Origin of the sequence: Sulfuritalea sp., from assembly GCF_031426875.1 — a bacterium.
Classification (GTDB): domain Bacteria; phylum Pseudomonadota; class Gammaproteobacteria; order Burkholderiales; family Rhodocyclaceae; genus Sulfuritalea.
The window spans coordinates 1-18,094 of the sequence record NZ_JASJPC010000058.1 but is presented as its reverse complement, the minus strand read 5'-3'; the positions used below and the strand labels follow the sequence as shown (position 1 = coordinate 18,094).

General features: G+C 63.8%; 15 protein-coding genes and 1 pseudogene. 5 read left to right on the top strand and 11 right to left on the bottom strand.

From position 1 onward, the window contains the following. Positions 1 to 20: 20 nt before the first annotated feature. Both RMO95_RS21025 and RMO95_RS21020 read right to left on the bottom strand, forming a co-directional pair. Positions 21 to 1,724, bottom strand: a complete 1,704-nt coding sequence (locus tag RMO95_RS21025; protein WP_310452641.1) for an acyl-CoA carboxylase subunit beta — start codon at positions 1,722 to 1,724, stop codon at positions 21 to 23. Then, a complete protein-coding gene (locus tag RMO95_RS21020) occupies positions 1,724 to 2,602 on the bottom strand; it encodes an SDR family oxidoreductase (RefSeq protein ID WP_310452640.1) in 879 nt (292 codons plus the stop codon). Before RMO95_RS21020 ends, RMO95_RS21025 begins: the two co-directional genes overlap by 1 nt. A 177-nt stretch (positions 2,603 to 2,779) precedes the next feature. Here RMO95_RS21020 and RMO95_RS21015 point away from each other — a divergent pair, with 177 nt between their 5' ends. From RMO95_RS21015 to RMO95_RS21005, 4 genes and pseudogenes are all read left to right on the top strand, one after another. Further along, entirely contained in the window at positions 2,780 to 3,259 is a 480-nt protein-coding gene (locus tag RMO95_RS21015) for a MerR family DNA-binding transcriptional regulator (RefSeq protein WP_310452639.1), read from the top strand. Positions 3,260 to 3,344: 85 nt separating this feature from the next. Beyond that, positions 3,345 to 3,554 (top strand): annotated as a pseudogene (locus tag RMO95_RS23155) (Ada metal-binding domain-containing protein); the annotation flags it as partial. Between the two features lie 72 nt (positions 3,555 to 3,626). Continuing rightward, positions 3,627 to 4,832, top strand: coding sequence for an AlkA N-terminal domain-containing protein (locus RMO95_RS21010; protein ID WP_310452638.1), 1,206 nt, complete (start codon positions 3,627 to 3,629; stop codon positions 4,830 to 4,832). Beyond that, entirely contained in the window at positions 4,829 to 5,311 is a 483-nt protein-coding gene (locus RMO95_RS21005; protein WP_310452637.1) for a methylated-DNA--[protein]-cysteine S-methyltransferase, read from the top strand. Before RMO95_RS21010 ends, RMO95_RS21005 begins: the two co-directional genes overlap by 4 nt. Before the next feature lie 16 nt (positions 5,312 to 5,327). Here the strand turns inward: RMO95_RS21005 and rpe are convergent, their stop codons facing one another. Beyond that, positions 5,328 to 6,017: a ribulose-phosphate 3-epimerase gene (gene rpe / locus RMO95_RS21000; RefSeq protein ID WP_310452636.1), complete on the bottom strand. Its 690-nt coding sequence runs from the start codon at positions 6,015 to 6,017 to the stop codon at positions 5,328 to 5,330. Between the two features lie 122 nt (positions 6,018 to 6,139). Between rpe and galE the strand changes: the two genes are divergently transcribed. Further along, the gene (gene galE, locus RMO95_RS20995; protein WP_310452635.1) at positions 6,140 to 7,150 is read left to right on the top strand and encodes a UDP-glucose 4-epimerase GalE; all 1,011 of its coding nucleotides are present in this window, start codon (positions 6,140 to 6,142) and stop codon (positions 7,148 to 7,150) included. A 30-nt stretch (positions 7,151 to 7,180) separates the two neighbouring features. Here galE and RMO95_RS20990 read toward each other — a convergent pair whose 3' ends face one another. The 8 genes from RMO95_RS20990 to RMO95_RS20955 all read right to left on the bottom strand — a co-directional run bounded on the left by RMO95_RS20990 (position 7,181) and on the right by RMO95_RS20955 (position 17,997). After that, on the bottom strand, positions 7,181 to 8,386 hold the full coding sequence (locus RMO95_RS20990; protein WP_310452634.1) for an ATP-binding protein: 1,206 nt from the start codon (positions 8,384 to 8,386) through the stop codon (positions 7,181 to 7,183). A 211-nt stretch (positions 8,387 to 8,597) separates the two neighbouring features. Continuing rightward, the gene (locus RMO95_RS20985; RefSeq protein WP_310452633.1) at positions 8,598 to 9,365 is read right to left on the bottom strand and encodes a prepilin-type N-terminal cleavage/methylation domain-containing protein; all 768 of its coding nucleotides are present in this window, start codon (positions 9,363 to 9,365) and stop codon (positions 8,598 to 8,600) included. Further along, positions 9,362 to 12,424 (bottom strand): hypothetical protein, encoded by a 3,063-nt coding sequence (locus RMO95_RS20980; RefSeq protein ID WP_310452632.1) that lies wholly within the window; start codon positions 12,422 to 12,424, stop codon positions 9,362 to 9,364. The genes RMO95_RS20985 and RMO95_RS20980 overlap by 4 nt, the downstream gene beginning before the upstream one ends. A gap of 8 nt (positions 12,425 to 12,432) precedes the next feature. After that, entirely contained in the window at positions 12,433 to 12,867 is a 435-nt protein-coding gene (locus tag RMO95_RS20975) for a hypothetical protein (RefSeq protein ID WP_310452631.1), read from the bottom strand. Then, the gene (locus tag RMO95_RS20970) at positions 12,864 to 13,475 is read right to left on the bottom strand and encodes a hypothetical protein (protein WP_310452630.1); all 612 of its coding nucleotides are present in this window, start codon (positions 13,473 to 13,475) and stop codon (positions 12,864 to 12,866) included. Before RMO95_RS20970 ends, RMO95_RS20975 begins: the two co-directional genes overlap by 4 nt. 31 nt (positions 13,476 to 13,506) lie before the next feature. Beyond that, a complete protein-coding gene (locus tag RMO95_RS20965) occupies positions 13,507 to 15,057 on the bottom strand; it encodes a hypothetical protein (protein ID WP_310452629.1) in 1,551 nt (516 codons plus the stop codon). Then, a complete protein-coding gene (locus RMO95_RS20960) occupies positions 15,057 to 16,259 on the bottom strand; it encodes a type II secretion system F family protein (RefSeq protein ID WP_310452628.1) in 1,203 nt (400 codons plus the stop codon). Before RMO95_RS20960 ends, RMO95_RS20965 begins: the two co-directional genes overlap by 1 nt. Before the next feature lie 34 nt (positions 16,260 to 16,293). Continuing rightward, on the bottom strand, positions 16,294 to 17,997 hold the full coding sequence (locus RMO95_RS20955) for a GspE/PulE family protein (RefSeq protein WP_310452627.1): 1,704 nt from the start codon (positions 17,995 to 17,997) through the stop codon (positions 16,294 to 16,296). Between the last annotated feature and the right edge of the window lie 97 nt (positions 17,998 to 18,094).

Below are 18,094 nucleotides of genomic sequence, written 5' to 3'. Positions count from 1 at the left end.
GAATTGATGCAACATTCCGGCTAAAGCCTGGCGACGCCGAAGGTATTCGGCCGCAGTGTGCGCGCCGCGCCTTCGGCGGCGATATCGAGGCAGAGTCCGAGGATGCGGCGTGTGTCGCGCGGGTCGATGATGCCGTCGTCCCACATGCGTGCGGTGCCGAACAGCGCGGTCGATTCCTGTTCCAGGCGCAGCCGCAGGCCTTCGCTCATGGCTGCCAGCGCCGCTTCGTTGGCCGGCTGGCCGGCGCGTTCGAGCTTGGCGCGGCCGACGATCTCCATGACCTTGGCGGCCTGCGCCGCGCCCATCACGGCGGTGCGAGCCGAGGGCCAGGCGAAGATGAAGCGCGGGTCGAAGCCGCGGCCGCACATGCCGTAGTTGCCGGCGCCGTAGGAGCCGCCGAGGACGATGGTGAGCTTGGGCACGCGGGCGTTGGCCACGGCCTGGATCATCTTCGAGCCGTGCTTGATCGCGCCGGCGCGTTCGGCGACCGAGCCGACCATGTAGCCCGTGGTGTTCTGCAGGAAGATCAAGGGCGTGTCGCTCTGGTCGCAGAGCTGGATGAACTGCGCGGCCTTGGTCGAGCCATTGGGCTGGATCGGGCCGTTGTTGCCGAGTATCCCCACGGTATGTCCGTGCAGGCGGGCGTGGCCGCAGATCGTGTCGCTGCCGTAGGTGGCCTTGAATTCGAGGAAGTCGGAAGCATCGACCAGACGCGCGATGACTTCGCGCACGTCGTAAGGTTCGCGCTCGTCGGCGGGGACGAGACCCAATAGTTCCTCGGCCGGATAACAAGCTTGTTTGAAAGTTGGCGCTGGCGGTACGGCGTCGGGAGTTCGCAGAGCACTGCTCTGCGCCGACGCCGGTCGGCCGCTGTGCAAAGCGGCCGAGGGCCCCGAACAGGGGCCGGCGCCCGCCGAATCCCAGTTCAACTTGTCCATGACTTCGCGCGCCATGGCGATCGCATGGGCGTCGTTCTCGCACAGGTATTCGCCCAGCCCTGTGACGCCGGCGTGGGTCTCGGCACCGCCCAGTGCTTCCTCGTCGACCTCCTCGCCGATCGCGGCCTTGACCAGCGGCGGGCCGGCGAGATAAATGCTGGAACGTCCGCGCACCAGGATCACGTAGTCGGACAGTCCCGGCAGGTAGGCGCCGCCGGCCGTGGAAGCGCCATGCACGATGGCGATCTGCGGAATCCCCGCGGCCGACAGCCGCGCCTGGTTGGCGAAGCTGCGGCCGCCCTCGATGAAGATTTCCGACTGATAGATCAGGTTGGCGCCACCGCTCTCGACCAGGTAAATCAGCGGCAAGCGGTTGTCGCGGGCGATCTCCTGCGCGCGCAAGCTCTTCTTGAGGCCCATCGGCGGAATCGTGCCGCCCTTGATCGCGCTGTCGCTGGCCATCACCACGCAGCGCTTGCCGCTGACCGTGCCGATGCCGATGATCGATCCGCCGCCGAGCACCGACTTGTCGCCGTCGTCGTCGTGCATGCCGAGGCCGGCCAGCGTCGCGAACTCGATGAAATCGCTGCCGCGGTCGATCAGGCGCGCGACGCGCTCGCGCGGCAGCAGCTGGCCGCGTTTTTCGAACCTGTCGCGCTTGGAAGCCGACTCGTCCCGCACTTTCTGTTCGAGAGCGCGCACCTCGGCCAGCCGTTCGGACATGCGCGCGACGTTGGCAGCGAAGGCGGCCGAGCCGGTATCGATGGCCGATCTCAGCGGTGGCATCAGGTTTCCTTCAGCACGTCGGGCATCACGCTGCGATGGAAGCCATCGAATGCTTCGGCACGTCGGTGGTCGGGAATCGGGAACAGCGGCGTGTCGAGCGGCGCGCCGCCGTCGATCGCCAGCGTGACGCCGGTGATGAAGGAAGCGCCTTTCGACAGCAGGAAGCATATCGTCGCGCTGACTTCGGATTCCGTGCCGAGGCGGCGCAGCGGCACATGCTGCTTCAGCCGCGGAATCATTTCGCGCACCGGACCTTGGTAAGTATCGAGCCCTGCCGAGGCGATCCAGCCCGGCGCGACGGCATTGACGCGGACGCCGCTGGCCGCCCATTCCACGGCGGCGGTCTTGGTCAGGTTCGCCATGCCGGCGCGCGCGGCACCCGAATGGCCCATGCCGGGCATGCCGTTCCACATGTCGGCGGTCATGTTAACGATGGCGCCGCCGTGGGTCTGCATCGATTGCAAGTAAAGCTCGCGCATCATCAGGAAGCCGCCGGTCAGGTTGTTGGCCAGCACCGTCTCGAAACCCTTCTTGCTGATGGCGGTGAGCGGCGAAGGAAACTGGCCGCCGGCGTTATTGACCAGGCCGTGGATGCGTCCGTGGCGTGTTACCGCTTGCTGCACGGCATTCTTCAGCGCATCTTCGTCACGGATGTCGAATGCGGCAATCTCGGCGCGGCCGCCGTCTTCGGCGATCTCGGCAGCCACCCGTTGCAGCTTGTCGGCGCTGCGGCCCGTCAGGATCACGTTGGCGCCGAGCGAGGCCAGTTCGTGGGCGACGCAGCGGCCGATGCCGCTGCCGCCGCCGGTGACCCAATGCACTTCGTCGGCGAACAAGCCGGCGCGTAACACGCTGCTGTAATGCTTGCTGCTGCTCATCGGCACTCCTTCGCGCATCGCCATTCCGAATCGGCAAGTTCGCGACGATGCTACCGGCAGCTTCCGTTAACGTCAACATGATTGCGTTAAGGAAAGAATTATCTTGAATGCGCGAATAGCACTTGCTAGGATGGCGGCGCACCATCGATCGATAACGGACGCAAAGGATAGCGGCGCGTGACGAAGCCAGGCAGAGTTGCAACGAAGAATGCGGCGGCGTTTGTCGCCAGCCATCGTCCGGCGGCGGACGGCGAATTGTTCGGCATCACCGAACTGTCGCGCGAGTTCGGCATTTCGCTGCGCGCGATCCGTTTTTACGAGGATAGGGGCCTGCTCGCGCCGCGCCGGATCAATGGCGGCCGCGCCTATTCGCGGCGCGACCGGGTGCGGCTGGGGCTGATCCAGCGCGGACGGGCGGTCGGCATGTCGCTGGCGGAAATCGAGCACATCCTGTCCTTGTACGGCGATCATGGCGAAGGTCACGCGAAGCAGCTCGATTACCTGATCGGGCGCATCGACGAAGCAATGACGGAACTCGATACGCGGCGACTTAACATCGAGACGATGCTGGCTGAGCTGGATGTGGTCCGCGGCGAATTGCAGCGCGAACTCGCGGCGAAACGCCGCAACGGAAAGAAGATCGGCAAAGCTGCCTGAACCAACCGGGCGTCGTCCGCGCCGGCCCCGATCATGAGGGCCGAAAACGGCGAGTTTCCGCGCCTATCGTGGCTAAACTGCAGCCATGCAATTCACACAGCTCGATCCCCGGGCCTGCTACCAGGCGATGAAAGCGCACGATGCGCGTTTCGATGGGCATTTTTTCGTCGGCGTTGCGACCACCGGCGTGTATTGCCGTCCGATTTGCCGCGTACGTTTGCCGAAACCCGAAAATTGTACTTTCCATCCGAGCGCCGCCGCGGCGGAAGCGGCCGGATTTCGTCCTTGCCTGCGTTGCCGGCCCGAACTCGCTCCCGGTTTCGCGGCGACCGAAGCAAGCGCAAAGCTGGCGCGGACTGCCGCCCGGATGATCGAGGACGGCATCGCCACGGATGTCGATCTCGCGTCCGTCGCGCGGCGTATCGGCGTCAGCGACCGACATTTGCGCAGGATATTCGCCGCGGAATTCGGCGTCGCGCCGATTCAGTATGCGCAGACGCATCGCTTGCTGCTGGCGAAGCGGCTGCTGACCGATACGCCGCTGCCGGTTGTCGATGTCGCATTTGCCAGCGGTTTTTCCAGCGTCCGGCGCATGAATGCGCTGTTCGCGCAACGTTACGGCTTCAGCCCGACACGGCTGCGCAAGGAAGGCGGTAAGCATGATGCCGCCGTCGATGAGCATGCGCTGAGTTTCATCCTGCCGTACCGGCCGCCTTACGATTTCCCGCGCCTGCTGGCGTTCTTCGGCATGCGGGCGATGCCGGGCGTCGAATGCGTCGACGAAGCTGCCTATCGCCGCGTCGTCCGGGTCGCGTCGAATCCCGCGACGATCGGCTGGCTCGAAGTGAGCCAGGTTCCGCAGCGGCACGCATTGCAATTGCGTTTTTCCGCGACGCTCGCCGCCGCGAGCCAGGAATTGCTGTCGCTTACCCGCCAGGCCTTCGATGTCGGCGCCGATCCGCAGGAAATCGCCGCCGTGCTCGGAGCGCTGGCGCAGGGTGCCGAGGGATTGCGTCTGCCCGGCGCATTCGACGCGTTCGAACTCGCGTTGCGGGCGATCCTCGGCCAGCAGGTGAGCGTGAAGGCGGCACGCACATTGGCGAGCCGTTTTGTCGAGGCCTACGGCGAACCGGTGGCAACACCGTTTGCGGATCTGACGCGGGCTTTTCCGTTGCCGTCACGCGTGGCGGCATTGCGGCGCGACGAGATCGCCCGCCTCGGCATCGTCGGTCAGCGCGCCGACGCGATGATCGCGCTTGCCTGCGCGATGCTTGCCGGCACGCTGGTGCTGGGCCCTGCCTGCGAAGCGGAAGAGACGATCGAGAGCTTGCGCCGCATCCGCGGCATCGGTCCGTGGACCGCCCATTACATCGCCATGCGCGCGCTGGCGTGGCCCGATGCCTGGCCGCCGCAGGACGTGGCTTTGCTGGGCGCCCTGCAACTGCCGAACACCACGCAAGGCCAGCGCGCGGCCGACGCGATGGCAGAAGCGTGGCGCCCGTGGCGCAGCTATGCCGTGCTGCATGCCTGGCGCAAACTGGAAACGGTCGAACGAGCGAAGGAGCAGCGATGACAAAATATTATCAATGGCATCAATCGCCCTTGGGCGAACTCTTGCTGGCGGGCAGCGGCGAGGCGATCACCGATGTGCATATGCGCGCCGGAAAATACCTGCCGGAAATTCGGTCCGATTGGGTGCCCGGGCCGCACGACGCAGTGCTGAACCAGTTGCGGCGCGAGCTGGATGATTATTTTGCCGGCCGCCTGCGCCGCTTCGGCGTTGCGCTGGCGGCACAGGGCACGGCATTTCAGAAGCAGGCCTGGGCCTTTCTCGCCGCGATTCCGTTCGGCGAGACGCGCAGCTATCGCCAGCAAGCTTTCGCGATCGGGCGGCCGAACGCGGCGCGGGCGGTCGGCGCGGCGAACGGCAGGAACCCGATCGGTATCGTCCTGCCCTGCCATCGCGTGATCGGCGCCGATGGCAGCATGGCCGGCTACGCCGGCGGTATCGACAGCAAGGAGTTCCTGCTGAAACTTGAAGGCTTCCTCTGAGCGCTTGCGGCCCGCTTCAGACCTTTTCCAGTTCGGCGCGCAGCGCGGCGATCACGGTGTCGTAACGGTGCGGGTCGGCATCGCGGCCGGCGCCGAATACGGCGGAGCCGGCGACGAAGGTATCGACGCCGGCTTTTGCCACTTCCAGGATGTTCGCCGGACCGACGCCGCCGTCGATTTCCAGGCTGACGTTCAAGCCGCGTGCGTCGATCATCTGGCGTACCTTGCGCGCCTTGTCGAGCACGTAGGGAATGAACTTCTGGCCGCCGAAGCCGGGGTTGACCGACATCAGCAGCACCATGTCGAGCTTGTCCAGCGTGTATTCGAGCACGTCGAGCGGCGTCGCCGGATTGAACACCAGGCCCGGCTTGCATCCGCATTCGCGGATCAGGCCTATGGTGCGGTCGACGTGTTCCGAAGCTTCCGGGTGGAAGGTGATGTAAGTGGCGCCGGCCTTGGCGAAGTCGGGGATGATGCGGTCGACCGGCTTGACCATCAGGTGCACGTCGATCGGCGCCGTGACGCCGTGCTTCTTCAGCGCTTCGCAGACCAGCGGGCCGATCGTCAGGTTCGGCACGTAATGGTTGTCCATGACGTCGAAATGCACGATATCGGCGCCCGCGGCGAGCACGTTGTCGACTTCCTCGCCGAGCCTGGCGAAGTTGGCGGAAAGAATGCTGGGGGCGATCCTGAACGTCTTGGACACGGCGTACTCCCGAAAGTGGATCGAAAGATTCTACCGTTGGCGTGGCGCGGCGGATTCAGGATTTGTGATGGCAGCCATAAGCGCGGCTAGAATCCCGGCCATCCATCCACGGGAATGCATAGATGATTCTGCTGACAGGCGGTGCGGGTTACATCGCGCTGCACACCGCCGCGGTGCTGATCGAGACGGGCCACGACGTGGTGCTGTTCGACAACTTCTGCAACAGCAAGCCGCTGGCGGTAGAGCGGCTGGCGGCGATCGTCGGCCGACCGGTGCCCTGCGTGAAAGGCGACGTGCGTTCGCGCTCCGACCTCGACGGCCTGTTCGACCAGTATTCGATCGATGCCGTGATCCACTTCGCCGGGCTCAAGGCGGTCGGCGAATCGGCGGCCGAGCCACTGCGCTACTACGACAACAACGTCAGCGGCAGCCTGGTCCTGGTCGATGCGATGCAGCGGGCGGAAGTCAGGCGCATCGTCTTCAGCTCGTCGGCCTGCGTCTACGGCGAGCCGGACGCCAGCCCGATTGCCGAATCGGCCGCGCTGCGCCCGGCCAACACTTACGGCCGCACCAAGTTGATGGTCGAGGAAATCCTGCGCGACCTGCAGCTCGCCGCGCCCGACTGGTCGGTCGCCTTGCTGCGTTATTTCAATCCGGTCGGCGCGCATCCGTCCGGGCTGATCGGCGAAGATCCGAACGGCATTCCCAACAACCTGATGCCCTTCGTCACGCAAGTCGCAGTCGGCCGCCGCCCGGAACTGCAGGTTTTCGGCGGCGACTACCCGACGCCGGACGGCTCGGGCGTGCGCGACTACATCCACGTCATGGATCTGGCGGATGGCCACCGGGCGGCGCTCGACTGGGTTCTGCGCGATCCGCGCGAAGTGCTGACGGCGAACCTCGGCACCGGCCAGGGCTACAGCGTGCTGGACGTGGTGCGGAGTTTCGAGCAGGCCAGCGGACGGGCAATTCCCTACCGCATCGTGGCGCGCCGTGCCGGCGACGTTGCCGCTTATTGGGGCGATCCTTCACTGGCCCGACAGCGCTTGGGCTGGACCGCGCAGCGGACGCTGGAAGACATGTGCCGCGATTCGTGGAACTGGCAAAGCCGGAATCCGCAGGGCTTTGCCTGACGCGAGTTACCGGGTCGCCAGCGCCAACTTTCAGCGGGCGCCTGCCGGCGACTCTCCGTGCGTGAGGGCCGCCGGAAAATCAGACAGCGACACCAGCCACACGCCCTCCCTCGTCGCGTTGAGCGATCCGCCGTGCACCAGCATGCGGATCCCGGTGGCGCCTGGATCCAGCGCTGCCAGGCGGTGGAGCGAGGACAGCATGTCGCCGGACACCGTGGCGCCGGACTTGATCTCGATGGCCAGCGAATGGACTGGACGCTCAATCAGCAAATCCACCTCCAGTCCGCCCGAGTCGCGGTAGAAGCTCAATTGCGGGCGCCGGCCGCGATTGAAGTGCCATTTCATCGCCTCGGAAATCACCAGATTCTCGAACAGTTGGCCGCGCAGGGGATGCGTCGCCAGTTGCGACTGCTGGTTGATGCCGAGCAGAAAGCTGGCCAGTCCGACGTCATGAAAATACAGCTTGGGCGAGCGGGTCAGCCGTTTGCGCAGATTTGCGTGACGGGGCTGGAGCTGGAAGACGATGTAATTCGCTTCGAGCAGGGTCAGCCAGGCGCGCGCCGTGGGTTGCGAGACTCCGGTATCCGCGGCGAGGTTGTTCAGGTTCAGCAACTGACCAATGCGTCCGGCGCAAAGGCGAACGAAGCGCTCGAACAGGGCGAGATCGCGGATCTGCGCCAGTTGGCGCAGGTCGCGCTGGACAAAGGTTTCGAAGTAGTCGGCCAGCATTTGTGCCGGATCGAGCTTCAGGGCGTGTATGCGCGGGTAGCCGCCGGCATGCAGCAGACGCTCGGGTGCGGCAGCGATCCCGGCCATGGCGAGTTCCTCGATCGACAGCGGCAGGAGTTTGAGCAAGGCAGTGCGCCCGGCCAGCGACTGGCTGACGCGGCTCATCACTTCCAGTTGCTGGCTGCCGGTGAGGAGGTAGCGGCCCGGCGTCGGCGCCGCGTCGACCAGGACCTGAAGCCAGGAGGGGAGGTCCGGCGCGCGCTGGAATTCATCGAAAATCGCCCCGTCCGGGTAGCGCGCCAGAAACCCCCGCGGATCGGCCAAAAGGTCGGCGCGGGTATCCGGCGCCTCCAGGTTGACGTAGGGCTTGTCGGGAAAAGTCTGCCGCAGCAGCGTCGTCTTGCCGCTCTGGCGAGGGCCGGTCACCGTAATCACGGGATACTGGGCAGCCAGCGCGACGAGGTGTTGGGCGATCAGGCGGGGGAACATGAAAGCACTATAAGTCATGCAATTTCAAAGTTCAATCTTGAAGTTGCATGAATGGGTGGCGGCATGGCGCCCTGTTGGGGCGATCCATCCCTGGCCCGGCAGCGTTTGGGCTGGACCGCGCAACGCAGCCCGGAAGACATGTGCCGCGATTCCTGGAACTGGCAAAGCCGGAATCCGCAGGGCTTTGCCTGGGGCGGCGCCGTGGCGCCAACGCCAACTCTCTTACGGCTCAGGGCAGCCGGCCGGCCGCGACTAGACGGTTGAACAAGATGCTCTTCGACAGCCAGACCAGTTGATCGTCGAATGAACTGCCCTGCTGCGCACCGACGAAGGCCCGGTCGGCGATGGTTGTGGCCTGTGGGTTTGGGTTGTGGGTTTCATCGGTACCGGAGCCGGAGGAAGCAGCGTTCTTTCCCAGCGAATAGATTACCGCGACTGCGTCGGTGGCCAGTGAAGTGTTTGCCGCACAGGATGCCGTGTCGGGAGTCGGAGTGGCCATGCCGGTGCCCGTGGTGCATATCTGCAGGTCAGGCGTCAGCGCAGTCATGCCGGTAGTCTTCATGCCCGATGCGGTGGTGAAGGCGCTTGTGTTTGCCACAGTGATCGAGTAACGCACGCGATTCACAGTCTCGGCGCCCCAGCCGTCTACGAGGTAGCCTTGCGTATCGACGGGCGCCAGACCAAGCGTGGCCGCGGGGAAAAAGCCATCGTAGGGATGGTTGCAGGGGCCGCCGCCGGGGGGGTCTTCCACGCCGTTGCTGGTGCTCGATGCCGGACAGGGCAGGCGGTCGTTGGCCATCGCATAGCCGAGCAGGGCATCACGGGCTTCCGCCAGAATCTTCTGTGTCTCGCCATAGGCGCGAACATCCTGCTGCGCCGATAGCGGCAGCAGCATGCCACCCAGCAGTAGGGTTACGATGAACATTACGATGGCCAGTTCGATCAGCGTGAAGCCACGCTCCACGGAAGTTGGTGCTGGTGATACGGCGAGTTTCATGGCAGCCACGTGGTTGCTCTATCCTTAATCTCGATCAGTTGTCCGCGTGCGGTTCCGCTGGAACTTGCTCTCTCTGCTACGGTAAAGCCGAGCCGAAGATTTCTGAAAGAGGGTTGGTAGCACAAGTTGTCCGAGCCACAGGACTGGCCGTTGGGGCACAGCGGCGCGCTTGCGGCGCAGGCGCCTTTTTGTTCATCGTAGATTGTCGCGGTGTCCGCTACAAGCGGCTTGGCCGTCGCGTCGAGTTCGCTCATCGGGCGTGTTGTATTGGCCAGTGCGGTAGCTCTGGGCGTAAGGGCCTTGGGGGCCGCAATCGCGGGAGCCATATCGCCAGGCTCGTAGTTCAGTTCGAGGCCGAAGCGATAGGAATTGTCAGAAATTTTGGTAATGGTGCGCGTTCCGTTGTACTCCGGAGGGACGGCACCGGAAATAGTGATGATGTCTCCGCTGCTCAAGCCGTGATCGGCGGAGGTCACGGTGGCGCGGTCCGTGCCAAAGTCGATGTCGGCCCAGCTGATGGCGGATATATAACGGCCGGGATTGGCGGTGCCGCTTGGCAGCGTTGCAGTAAAGTGGGTCGCGTCGATCACCGTCACCGGATATTCGCCATTGAAGCCCGTGGGCACTGCATCCTTGATGACGACGGTATCTCCGGTGCTGAGGTTGTGGACGCTGCTGGTGGTTACTGAGAGGGTCGGCGGCGAACCAGCACTATAAGTCATGGCCGATATGTTAGCGGCGGGATGCGCCTCGATCCAGAATTTGACCTGCACGCTTGTCACGCCGTTCTTGGGATCGCTTGGAGCGGTGAAGCTGCGGGTGAGTTCGAGACGGGCATGGAACTCGCGTTGTGACGCATTGGTGCCGCCCATACGGTCGAGTGGTGCGACGCCGGGGATGATGGCTGGATCCGTCACGTAGGGCAGCACCGGTGCCGGATTGCGCGGGCCAGGGCGCGGCGAAGGGTCGCTAGGCATTGGCAGACCGGGCTGGTCATGCACATTGTCGTCCTGCATTGGTTGGGTCAGCGCATCGCCGTAACCCCAATAAACGATGGCGACGTGGCTGCTGTTGGCGAGACTTTGCTGGGTTCCGGGATAAAGTGAGCTACCCGCCCAGCAACCGGTCGTGTAGCACGGATCGTTGCGCCCATTGCTCAAAGTGCTGCCGGTTTCGGTGAAAAAGCATGCGGGATGGCCGCTGGCATCGAATGTGGGTGAATTGCACTGGCGCGACGTGTCGAGTTCGATGGCGAGCTTCGGCGAAGCGATATAAGGAATCAACACGTTGCCGCTGTCGCCCGAGTATCCCAGGTGTTGCCGGGCCGCGCCGCATACGTTGGCGGCATTGCGGTCGCCATCGATCACGGCAAAGGTGAAGCCCTCGCCGACCTTGCGGATACGGAAGCGGAAATAGCTGCGAAAGCCTGTGCCTGCGGCCGCGGCTTCCGGTATCCAGGCGCATGCAGAGAGGTCTGTCGCGCTGGCGCCATAGTTCGAGCCGATGTCTGCACTACCCAGGGTCAAAAGGCTCGTCGCCGGAGTGTAATTTGCCAGCTGGATGTTGCCGGCGCTGGTGGCCACCGTCGGTGCGACAACCGTAAGGCTGGGGCCGGAGGGAATGCAACGTACGATGTCTTGGTTGGCCGCCTGGCTTGCCGATACCAGAGTGAGTTCGGTCGGCCCGGTGAAGTCGAAGCTGCCGTTCGGCGGGCTGAAACTGGCGAGATTGATTCCCTCGAGGTAATTGACCGGTTGATTTCGCTCGGCGGTGATGCTGCGCGACTGGCCGCTGCCGCGCTGGCCGCCGAAAATCAGCGTCGCCGGACAGGTGGCCGAGGTGTCGTCGCCGGCATCGGTCGTGTTCTTGGTGTCGGTCACCGTGAAGTCGTTGGCAATCTTCGTGGCGACAAAGAACTGATCCTGGTAGTGGCTGAAGTAGCCGAGCGGGTGCTGCGTGTCGTCGTAGCAGGTGCTGCTCGGGATACGGCCTACGCTCTTGTCGGTGGGCGCGGTGAAGCCGGTCAGCGTGTCGGGCGTGAAGCCGCTGCCGGCGGCGATCTGGTCGCGTAGGCAACTTGTCATGCGCTCCAGCATGGCATTGATGTCGGTGCGGAAATAACTTGAGCCGCGCAGAGTACGGAACAGCAGTTCACTGGTGAGCGTGGTGCCGGTATCGTTGGCGACCACGGTGCATGCTGATGAGTCGTTGGACGGGCAATTGCCGGCCCACAGCGTTCCGTCGCTGCGGCGGCTTACGGCGCCGCCGGCCGACAGAGACTTGTTAGCGGCAGAAGTGTCGCCGCTTGCACTGTTGGTCGTGCCGGTCAGATAGTTGGTGATGCCCGCGAGGTCTGTGGCAACCACAGGGTCGAGGTAGTTGGTGACAACATAGTTGCCGCCGCATTGCGTAACGGTGTCGGTCGCCGAGGTGCTGCGATCCTGGCCCGACAGCGGCGGCCCCGGCGAGAAAATGACCGCAATCGGGCGCTCATGGGCCGAGCTGATGGCGCTGACCATAGCGGCTGTGCCGTTGGCAACGACAACATCGAGTTGTCCCAGTGTGTCCCAGTTCATTGGAGAAACCAGCAGTTGACGCTGATGACTGCCTGAAACAGCGTACCAGAGACATTCGCCATGGGCGTCCCGGAGCGGTCCGGTACCCAGCGTGCGCCAGGGGAAGCGGCCGATAACCGTAAAGTTGAGGGCGATGCTGCCGGAAGGTGAGGCTAGTGCAGCGTCGCATCCTTCGCCGCTGCAGCCGGCGTTATTGTTTCGTGAATCGCCCAGATCCGGTAGCGGCAGATAGCCATAAACACGATCAAGTTGACCGTCGTTGATCTGGTCCTCGCGGTACCTGATCGCATATCCAATCAACGCTTCGCGCGCCTGGGTGAGGGCTTCGCCGGTCTGTTGTTGGCTGCGGGCCTGCATGAATTCCGGCGACAGATTACTTACCAGGAAATACAGGCCGCCCATAGTCAACAGGATCAGCAGGGCCATCAGCGCAAATCCTTGCGCGCCGGCGCGGCGCGGCAGGGAAAGGCGCGAGCTGCGCATGATCGGGTTCAGCGCCCGCGCTTGGCCGGCGTGCGCACCACGCCGCCGCCGAGCCGGGTATTGCGCTCGCCGGTGGCCCGGTTGATGGTTTCGCCGACATTGAGCTGCGCCGGCGTTTCGTCACCCGGTGCCAGCAGGGCGCTGCCGGGTGTCTTCGGCGACACCACGGCGCTGACGCCGGTGCGCGCACTTTCACCCTCGGTCTGCGCCGTGCGGTTGATCCAGACGGTGGTCTTGCCGCTGGATCGATAGACCACACCGTCCAGGCTCATCGTGGTGCCCTGCAGGGTTTGCGCTTCCTGGATGTTGAAAGTGCGCTGGCGCTCCATCGCGGCACGCCGCTCAGGCGTGAAGAACAGGCGACCCAACTCCTGGGCTCCGACGCCATGGGCCGCCGCCAGCAGAAGCAGACCGCCCAGACCTAGGTGCGACGAGAATCTCATTTGCCTTCCCTGAAGGTAATCCATTCGAGTGTGCATTCGGCCTTGAGCTGGGCATTGCTGCCGCGCCCGGCACTGCCCGGTGCAATCCGCTCCATGGTGCAGCTCCGGATGTGTATTAGAGCCCTTACCGCGTCGCGCAGTTCCGCAAGAAAGTCCAGTAGTTCACCCTCGTGCAGCAACTGTATCTGCAGCCGCATCTGGCTGGACATGATTTCGTAGCCTCCCGCCGCTGCCCCGCCGGGCAATATGCCGCTATCCACGGGCCGTTGTGGTGCGAAGTCGAAATCCAGCTTGAAGATGCGGCGCGCGGCCTTGATCCGGGCGATGGCCTCAATCCAGTCCAGTCGTTGTTCCGGGCCAATATAGCCGCGGCGCTGGAGCGCCTGGAAGCGCCCGATCTTGTCACGCAGCTCCGCCTGTTCCTCACGTGCCCGTGCGAGCTTGCCCTGGATGTCGACGCGTGCGGCCGAGGCTTGCTTGAAATCCCTTTCGCTGCTTTTCTTCAACTGTTGGGTGGTCCATACCGCAGCGCCGCCGATCAGGGCCAGGGCGATCAGGAAGGCGATGGCCCATTGCAGGCGCTTGAAATCCTTGGTGTCGAGCTTCATGCCGGATTCACCCTGTTCGTCACCGGGCGGCTCACATCAGGCGCGCGATGCGCAGCGCGAATTTCGGCACATCCGCGGCCTGCAGTTCGCCAATCTCGCCGGCGCTCTTGAGCGGTTTGTCGGATTCGATGTCGAAGGGCCGGCTGATGATTCTGACATCGGTCTGGGGACTGCGCAGTCGGGCGGCGAAGTTTTCGATCAGGTCGATCTGGGCCCGTTGGTCGGTGACCAGGCCGAGCGGAAGCTGAGCCTGGATCTCGAGGGTCACCCAGCCTTCTGTTGCGGCAGGCGCCGCGGCGCCTGCGGGCTTCGGCTCCGCCGCCGGTTTGCCGCCGGCATCGAGCTGATCGACGATCTTCCAGGTAAGGCGGGTCAGTTCAATGCGCGGGCTGTCGTTCAGTGCCAGGCTCAAATGCGTCAGCAGCGGTTCCAGGGCCGGCGTGCGCTTCTGCAGCGCCTCGAAGCGCCCGATCAGTGCGCGCAGCTTGTCCGGCGTCAGGTCGATCTTCGGCAGTCCTTCGAGAATCGTGTTGTAGCGCTGGACGTCGGCAGCCGCGATGGCCTGGGTGGCTGCGGTCTGTTCACGCAGTTCGTAAATGTTCAGGCCGGTCTTGCCGGAAAACAGCAGGCAGCCGGCAAGCGCTATCCACCCTGCGCTGGTAAGTGCGGAGCGGATCCGCCACAGCTTGTAGAAGCGCCTTTCGTTTGCCGGAGCGAATTGCTGGACGGGCGTCTTGGTCGCCAGACAATGCATGAACAACTGGTCGGCATTGCTGTCGACCGGGACTTCCTTGAGTCCCAACTGGCGCGCCACGGCGGCGATGTCGACGAATTCGAAATTCAGCTCGCCGCTGTTGCGGCAGAAATCCTGCAGGACCGGGGTCTGGGCGGGGCTGGCGAGAACCACGGTGCGCAAGGCGACGCCGCGCGGAACCTGGCGCTGGGCGACGAGGTACTGGAATATCTTGGCCGAGTCGTTGGCGCAGGTGCGGCCGATTTCGTCGAGGTTGCGGGTGGCGAGCTGCGACAACCTCGAAAAATGCAGCTTGCCCTGATCGAAAAAGGTTTGCCGCACGCCGCCACTGGTCACGCTGATGAACAGCACTGGGCCATTTTCGCCCACCATTTGCGGACCGCATCCGGCCAGCACCAGCGGCATCGAATACACCCCGGCAAGTATGGCCTCCGCTTCCCGCACCGTGTCGAGCCAGGGCGCGAAGGTGTCGATGCGGGTGAGGGCGGCGAACAACAGCTTTTCATCACGCCGGCCGCTCGTTGCGCGGCCCAGCGAGATGGCAGTGGATAAGGGTGTGTTGTAGTAGTACTGACTGAGCCGCCGTTGCAACAGCGCGTTGCGGTCGCCGCCCTGGACATAGGGCAGGTCCTCCAGCTGGAAGCCTTCTTCGGCGATATCGGCCAGCAGGTAGAAAAGGCTGGAACGATGTTTCTGCAGATAGGTGGCGAGCGCTTCGAGACCCACCGGTTCGTGGCTGAATTCGCCCTCGACCTTGATGCGACCGGCGCTCCAGTAATGTGCCGTGAGCAGGGGGCCATCCAGCAGGAGAATGCGCTTGGCCGCCATCAGGTCTTCATCTTGGTGATGATGTCGTAGATCGGGCCCAGTACGGCCATCATGATCCAGCCGAGAATCAGTCCGATGGTCACGGTCATGACCGGTTCGATCATGGACTGGACCTTCTCGATCGATTCGCGTACGTCGCGATTGTAGAAATAGCTGACATTGGTCAGCGCCGTATCGAGCGCGCCGGTGTTCTCGCCGACGCGCAGCATGCGCAGCACCAGCGGCGGGAAGATTCCGGCATTCTGGAAGGCCACGGTCACGTTCTGGCCTTCGGCAATCAAGCCGCCGACCTTTTCCAGGCCTTCCCTGATCACCAGGTTGCCGACCACGTCTTCGGTGGCCTTGATCGAGTCGAGGATGGTGATGCCCGACGAATACATCATGGCGAACACCGATGCGAAGCGCGACAGGATGATCTTGCGCAGGATGCTGCCGATATAGGGCAGGCGCAGCTTGACGTCATCGAAACGGTAGCGCGCCGCATGGCTGGTCCTGACCAGGAATACGACGACAACGGCGAGGATCAGCGGCAGGCCGAGCACGACATACCAGTAGTTGACGAAGAAGTCCGAGGTGGCGATCAGGATCCTGGTCTGCATCGGCATTTCCTGGCCCATGTTGCGGATGAAGCCGGCCATCTTCGGCACCAGGTAGATCATCATGAACAGCGTGATGGCGACCACCACCGTACCGAGGAAGGCCGGATACATGATCAGCTTCTTGGTGTGGGCCGCGAGTTCGTCCTGCCACTTGAGCGATTCGAGCAGATTGTTGAGCACTTGCGGCAAGGCTCCGGTCTCCTCACCGGCACGAATCAGGCTGACCATGACTTCGTCGAAGGTCTGCGGATGTTCGGCCAGCGCCTGCGAAAGCGTCTTGCCGCCCTCGATGCTTTCGACCATGCCGGCAATGATTTCGCGAAAGCGCGGATTCTCGATGGTGTCGCGCAGATCGGTGAGGCTTTCGATCAGCGGCACGCCGGCGCGCGCGAGCTGCTCCAGGTGGAAACAGAAGTTGATCAGTTCCGGGCGGCTGATGCCGGCGCGGTTCATCAGGCCGCCTTGCTTGACCGTGTCGCCATTGATGAAATCGAGATCCATGCGCTTGAGGCGCATTTCGAGGTCGATCAGGTTGATGGCTTCCAGACGTCCCAGCACCGTCCTGCCGTGGGTGTTCATTGCCTTGTAGGCATAGAGGGCCATGGTCGATCGGGTCTGTATGCGCGATACGGTGCGGCTACATCCGCTCCGTCAGATCGATCACGCGTCCGACTTCCTCGATCGATGTGGTGCCGTCGAGCACGCGCCGCAAGCCGTCATCCGACAGGGGACGGAAGCCCTTGTCGAGCGCCAGGTTGCGAATCTCGCGCTGGGTCGCACGGCGGGCGATGAGATCATCGATGTCGTGATCGAGGCGCAGCATTTCCATGATCGCAATGCGGCCCCGGTAGCCCTGGTATTCGCAATGGTCACAGCCGGCGGCACGGTACAGGATCGGTGCCGGCTGGCCGCTGACCACGCCGATCAGCTTGCATTCGTGGGCTTCGGCGGGATAGGGCTTGCGGCAATGGGTGCACAGGCGGCGCACCAGGCGTTGCGCGATGATGCCGATGATGTTGCCGGCCATGATGTCGGGCAGCACGCCGATGTCGAGCAGGCGCGGGATGGCGCCCAGCGCCGAGTTGGTGTGCAGCGTCGAGTACACCTGGTGTCCGGTCATGGCGGCGCGAAAGGCCATTTCGGCGGTGTCCGCGTCGCGGATCTCGCCGACCAGGATGATGTCCGGATCCTGGCGCATCATCGAGCGTATGCCGTTGGCAAAGTCGAGCTTGGCCGATTCCGCCACCGAGGTCTGGCGGATCATGGCCATCGGGTACTCGACCGGGTCTTCGAGGGTCATGATGTTCACGCCCTCTTCGTTGATGTGGTTGAGCACCGAGTAGAGCGTGGTGGTCTTGCCGCTGCCGGTGGGGCCGGTGACCAGGATGATGCCCTCCGGGCGCGCCACCATCAGCTTCATCAGGCCCATTTGATGGTCGTCGAGGCCCAGCTTGTCGAGCGGCACGATGCCTTTTTGCCGGTCGAGGATGCGCAGGACGATGTTCTCGCCATGGATGGTCGGTTGCGAGGCGACGCGGAAATCGACGGCGCGGCCGCTGATGTTGATCGAGATGCGGCCGTCCTGTGGCGCGCGGGTCTCGGCGATGTTCATGCCGCTGATCACCTTGATGCGCACCGCCATGGCGGCCCAGTAAGTCTTATGCAGGGCGCGGATCTGGCGCAGGATGCCGTCGATGCGGTAGCGGATGCGCAGGAAGCTGGCTTCCGGCTCGAAGTGCACGTCGGAGGCATCATGCTTGACGGCGTCGGTGAGCAGCGCGTCGACCAGGCGCACCACCGGCTGGCTGTATTCGTCGAGCGACGCCGACAGGCTGCGGTAGTCGATTTCGCCGGTTTCGATTTCGTGCAGGATGCCGTCGATCGACAGCTCATGACCGTAATACTGGTCGATGGCGCGGGCAATTTCCGATTCGCCGGCGAGCAGGGTTTCGATGACCAGTTCCGGATGGATCAGCGTCCGCAGCTTGTCCAGCGCGACGATGTCGTTGGGATCGGCGGTGGCGATCTTGAGCCGTTGTTCGCGCTGCGAATAGCTGAGTGCGAGGAACAGGTGCCGTTTCGCCAATTCGCGCGGCACCATGCGCAGCGCGTCGGGATCGACGATCGAGTTGGCCAGATCGACGGCCTTGTGGCCGAGCGACTCGCCGAGCGCATCGCGCAGCGTGGCCTCGGAGACAAAACCCAGGGAAACCAGCAGCTTGCCGACCGGCTGGTTGGACTTCATCTGTTCCAGCAAGGCGATGCGAAGTTGATCTTCGCTGATCACGCCCTGCGTGATGAGAATCTGGCCAATGGGTCGGCGGGTGGTTGGAGAATTCATACGAGCATCATTATCCTGCATCTGCCTGCGAGGGCAAGTCCCAGCATTGTCCAATGGGGTATGAGTCTGAGCGAGAGACGTGAATCCAACGGGGTAT

What these genes read in the sequence shown, in the direction of transcription:
- RMO95_RS21025 (WP_310452641.1), bottom strand. Translation starts at nt 1,724, where the DNA reads ATGCCACCGCTGAGATCGGCCATCGATACCGGCTCGGCCGCCTTCGCT.
- RMO95_RS21020 (WP_310452640.1), bottom strand. Translation starts at nt 2,602, where the DNA reads ATGAGCAGCAGCAAGCATTACAGCAGCGTGTTACGCGCCGGCTTGTTC.
- RMO95_RS21010 (WP_310452638.1), top strand. Translation starts at nt 3,627, where the DNA reads ATGATCGAGGACGGCATCGCCACGGATGTCGATCTCGCGTCCGTCGCG.
- RMO95_RS21005 (WP_310452637.1), top strand. Translation starts at nt 4,829, where the DNA reads ATGACAAAATATTATCAATGGCATCAATCGCCCTTGGGCGAACTCTTG.
- galE (WP_310452635.1), top strand. Translation starts at nt 6,140, where the DNA reads ATGATTCTGCTGACAGGCGGTGCGGGTTACATCGCGCTGCACACCGCC.
- RMO95_RS20990 (WP_310452634.1), bottom strand. Translation starts at nt 8,386, where the DNA reads ATGACTTATAGTGCTTTCATGTTCCCCCGCCTGATCGCCCAACACCTC.
- RMO95_RS20985 (WP_310452633.1), bottom strand. Translation starts at nt 9,365, where the DNA reads ATGAAACTCGCCGTATCACCAGCACCAACTTCCGTGGAGCGTGGCTTC.
- RMO95_RS20980 (WP_310452632.1), bottom strand. Translation starts at nt 12,424, where the DNA reads ATGCGCAGCTCGCGCCTTTCCCTGCCGCGCCGCGCCGGCGCGCAAGGA.
- RMO95_RS20975 (WP_310452631.1), bottom strand. Translation starts at nt 12,867, where the DNA reads ATGAGATTCTCGTCGCACCTAGGTCTGGGCGGTCTGCTTCTGCTGGCG.
- RMO95_RS20970 (WP_310452630.1), bottom strand. Translation starts at nt 13,475, where the DNA reads ATGAAGCTCGACACCAAGGATTTCAAGCGCCTGCAATGGGCCATCGCC.
- RMO95_RS20965 (WP_310452629.1), bottom strand. Translation starts at nt 15,057, where the DNA reads ATGGCGGCCAAGCGCATTCTCCTGCTGGATGGCCCCCTGCTCACGGCA.
- RMO95_RS20960 (WP_310452628.1), bottom strand. Translation starts at nt 16,259, where the DNA reads ATGGCCCTCTATGCCTACAAGGCAATGAACACCCACGGCAGGACGGTG.
- RMO95_RS20955 (WP_310452627.1), bottom strand. Translation starts at nt 17,997, where the DNA reads ATGAATTCTCCAACCACCCGCCGACCCATTGGCCAGATTCTCATCACG.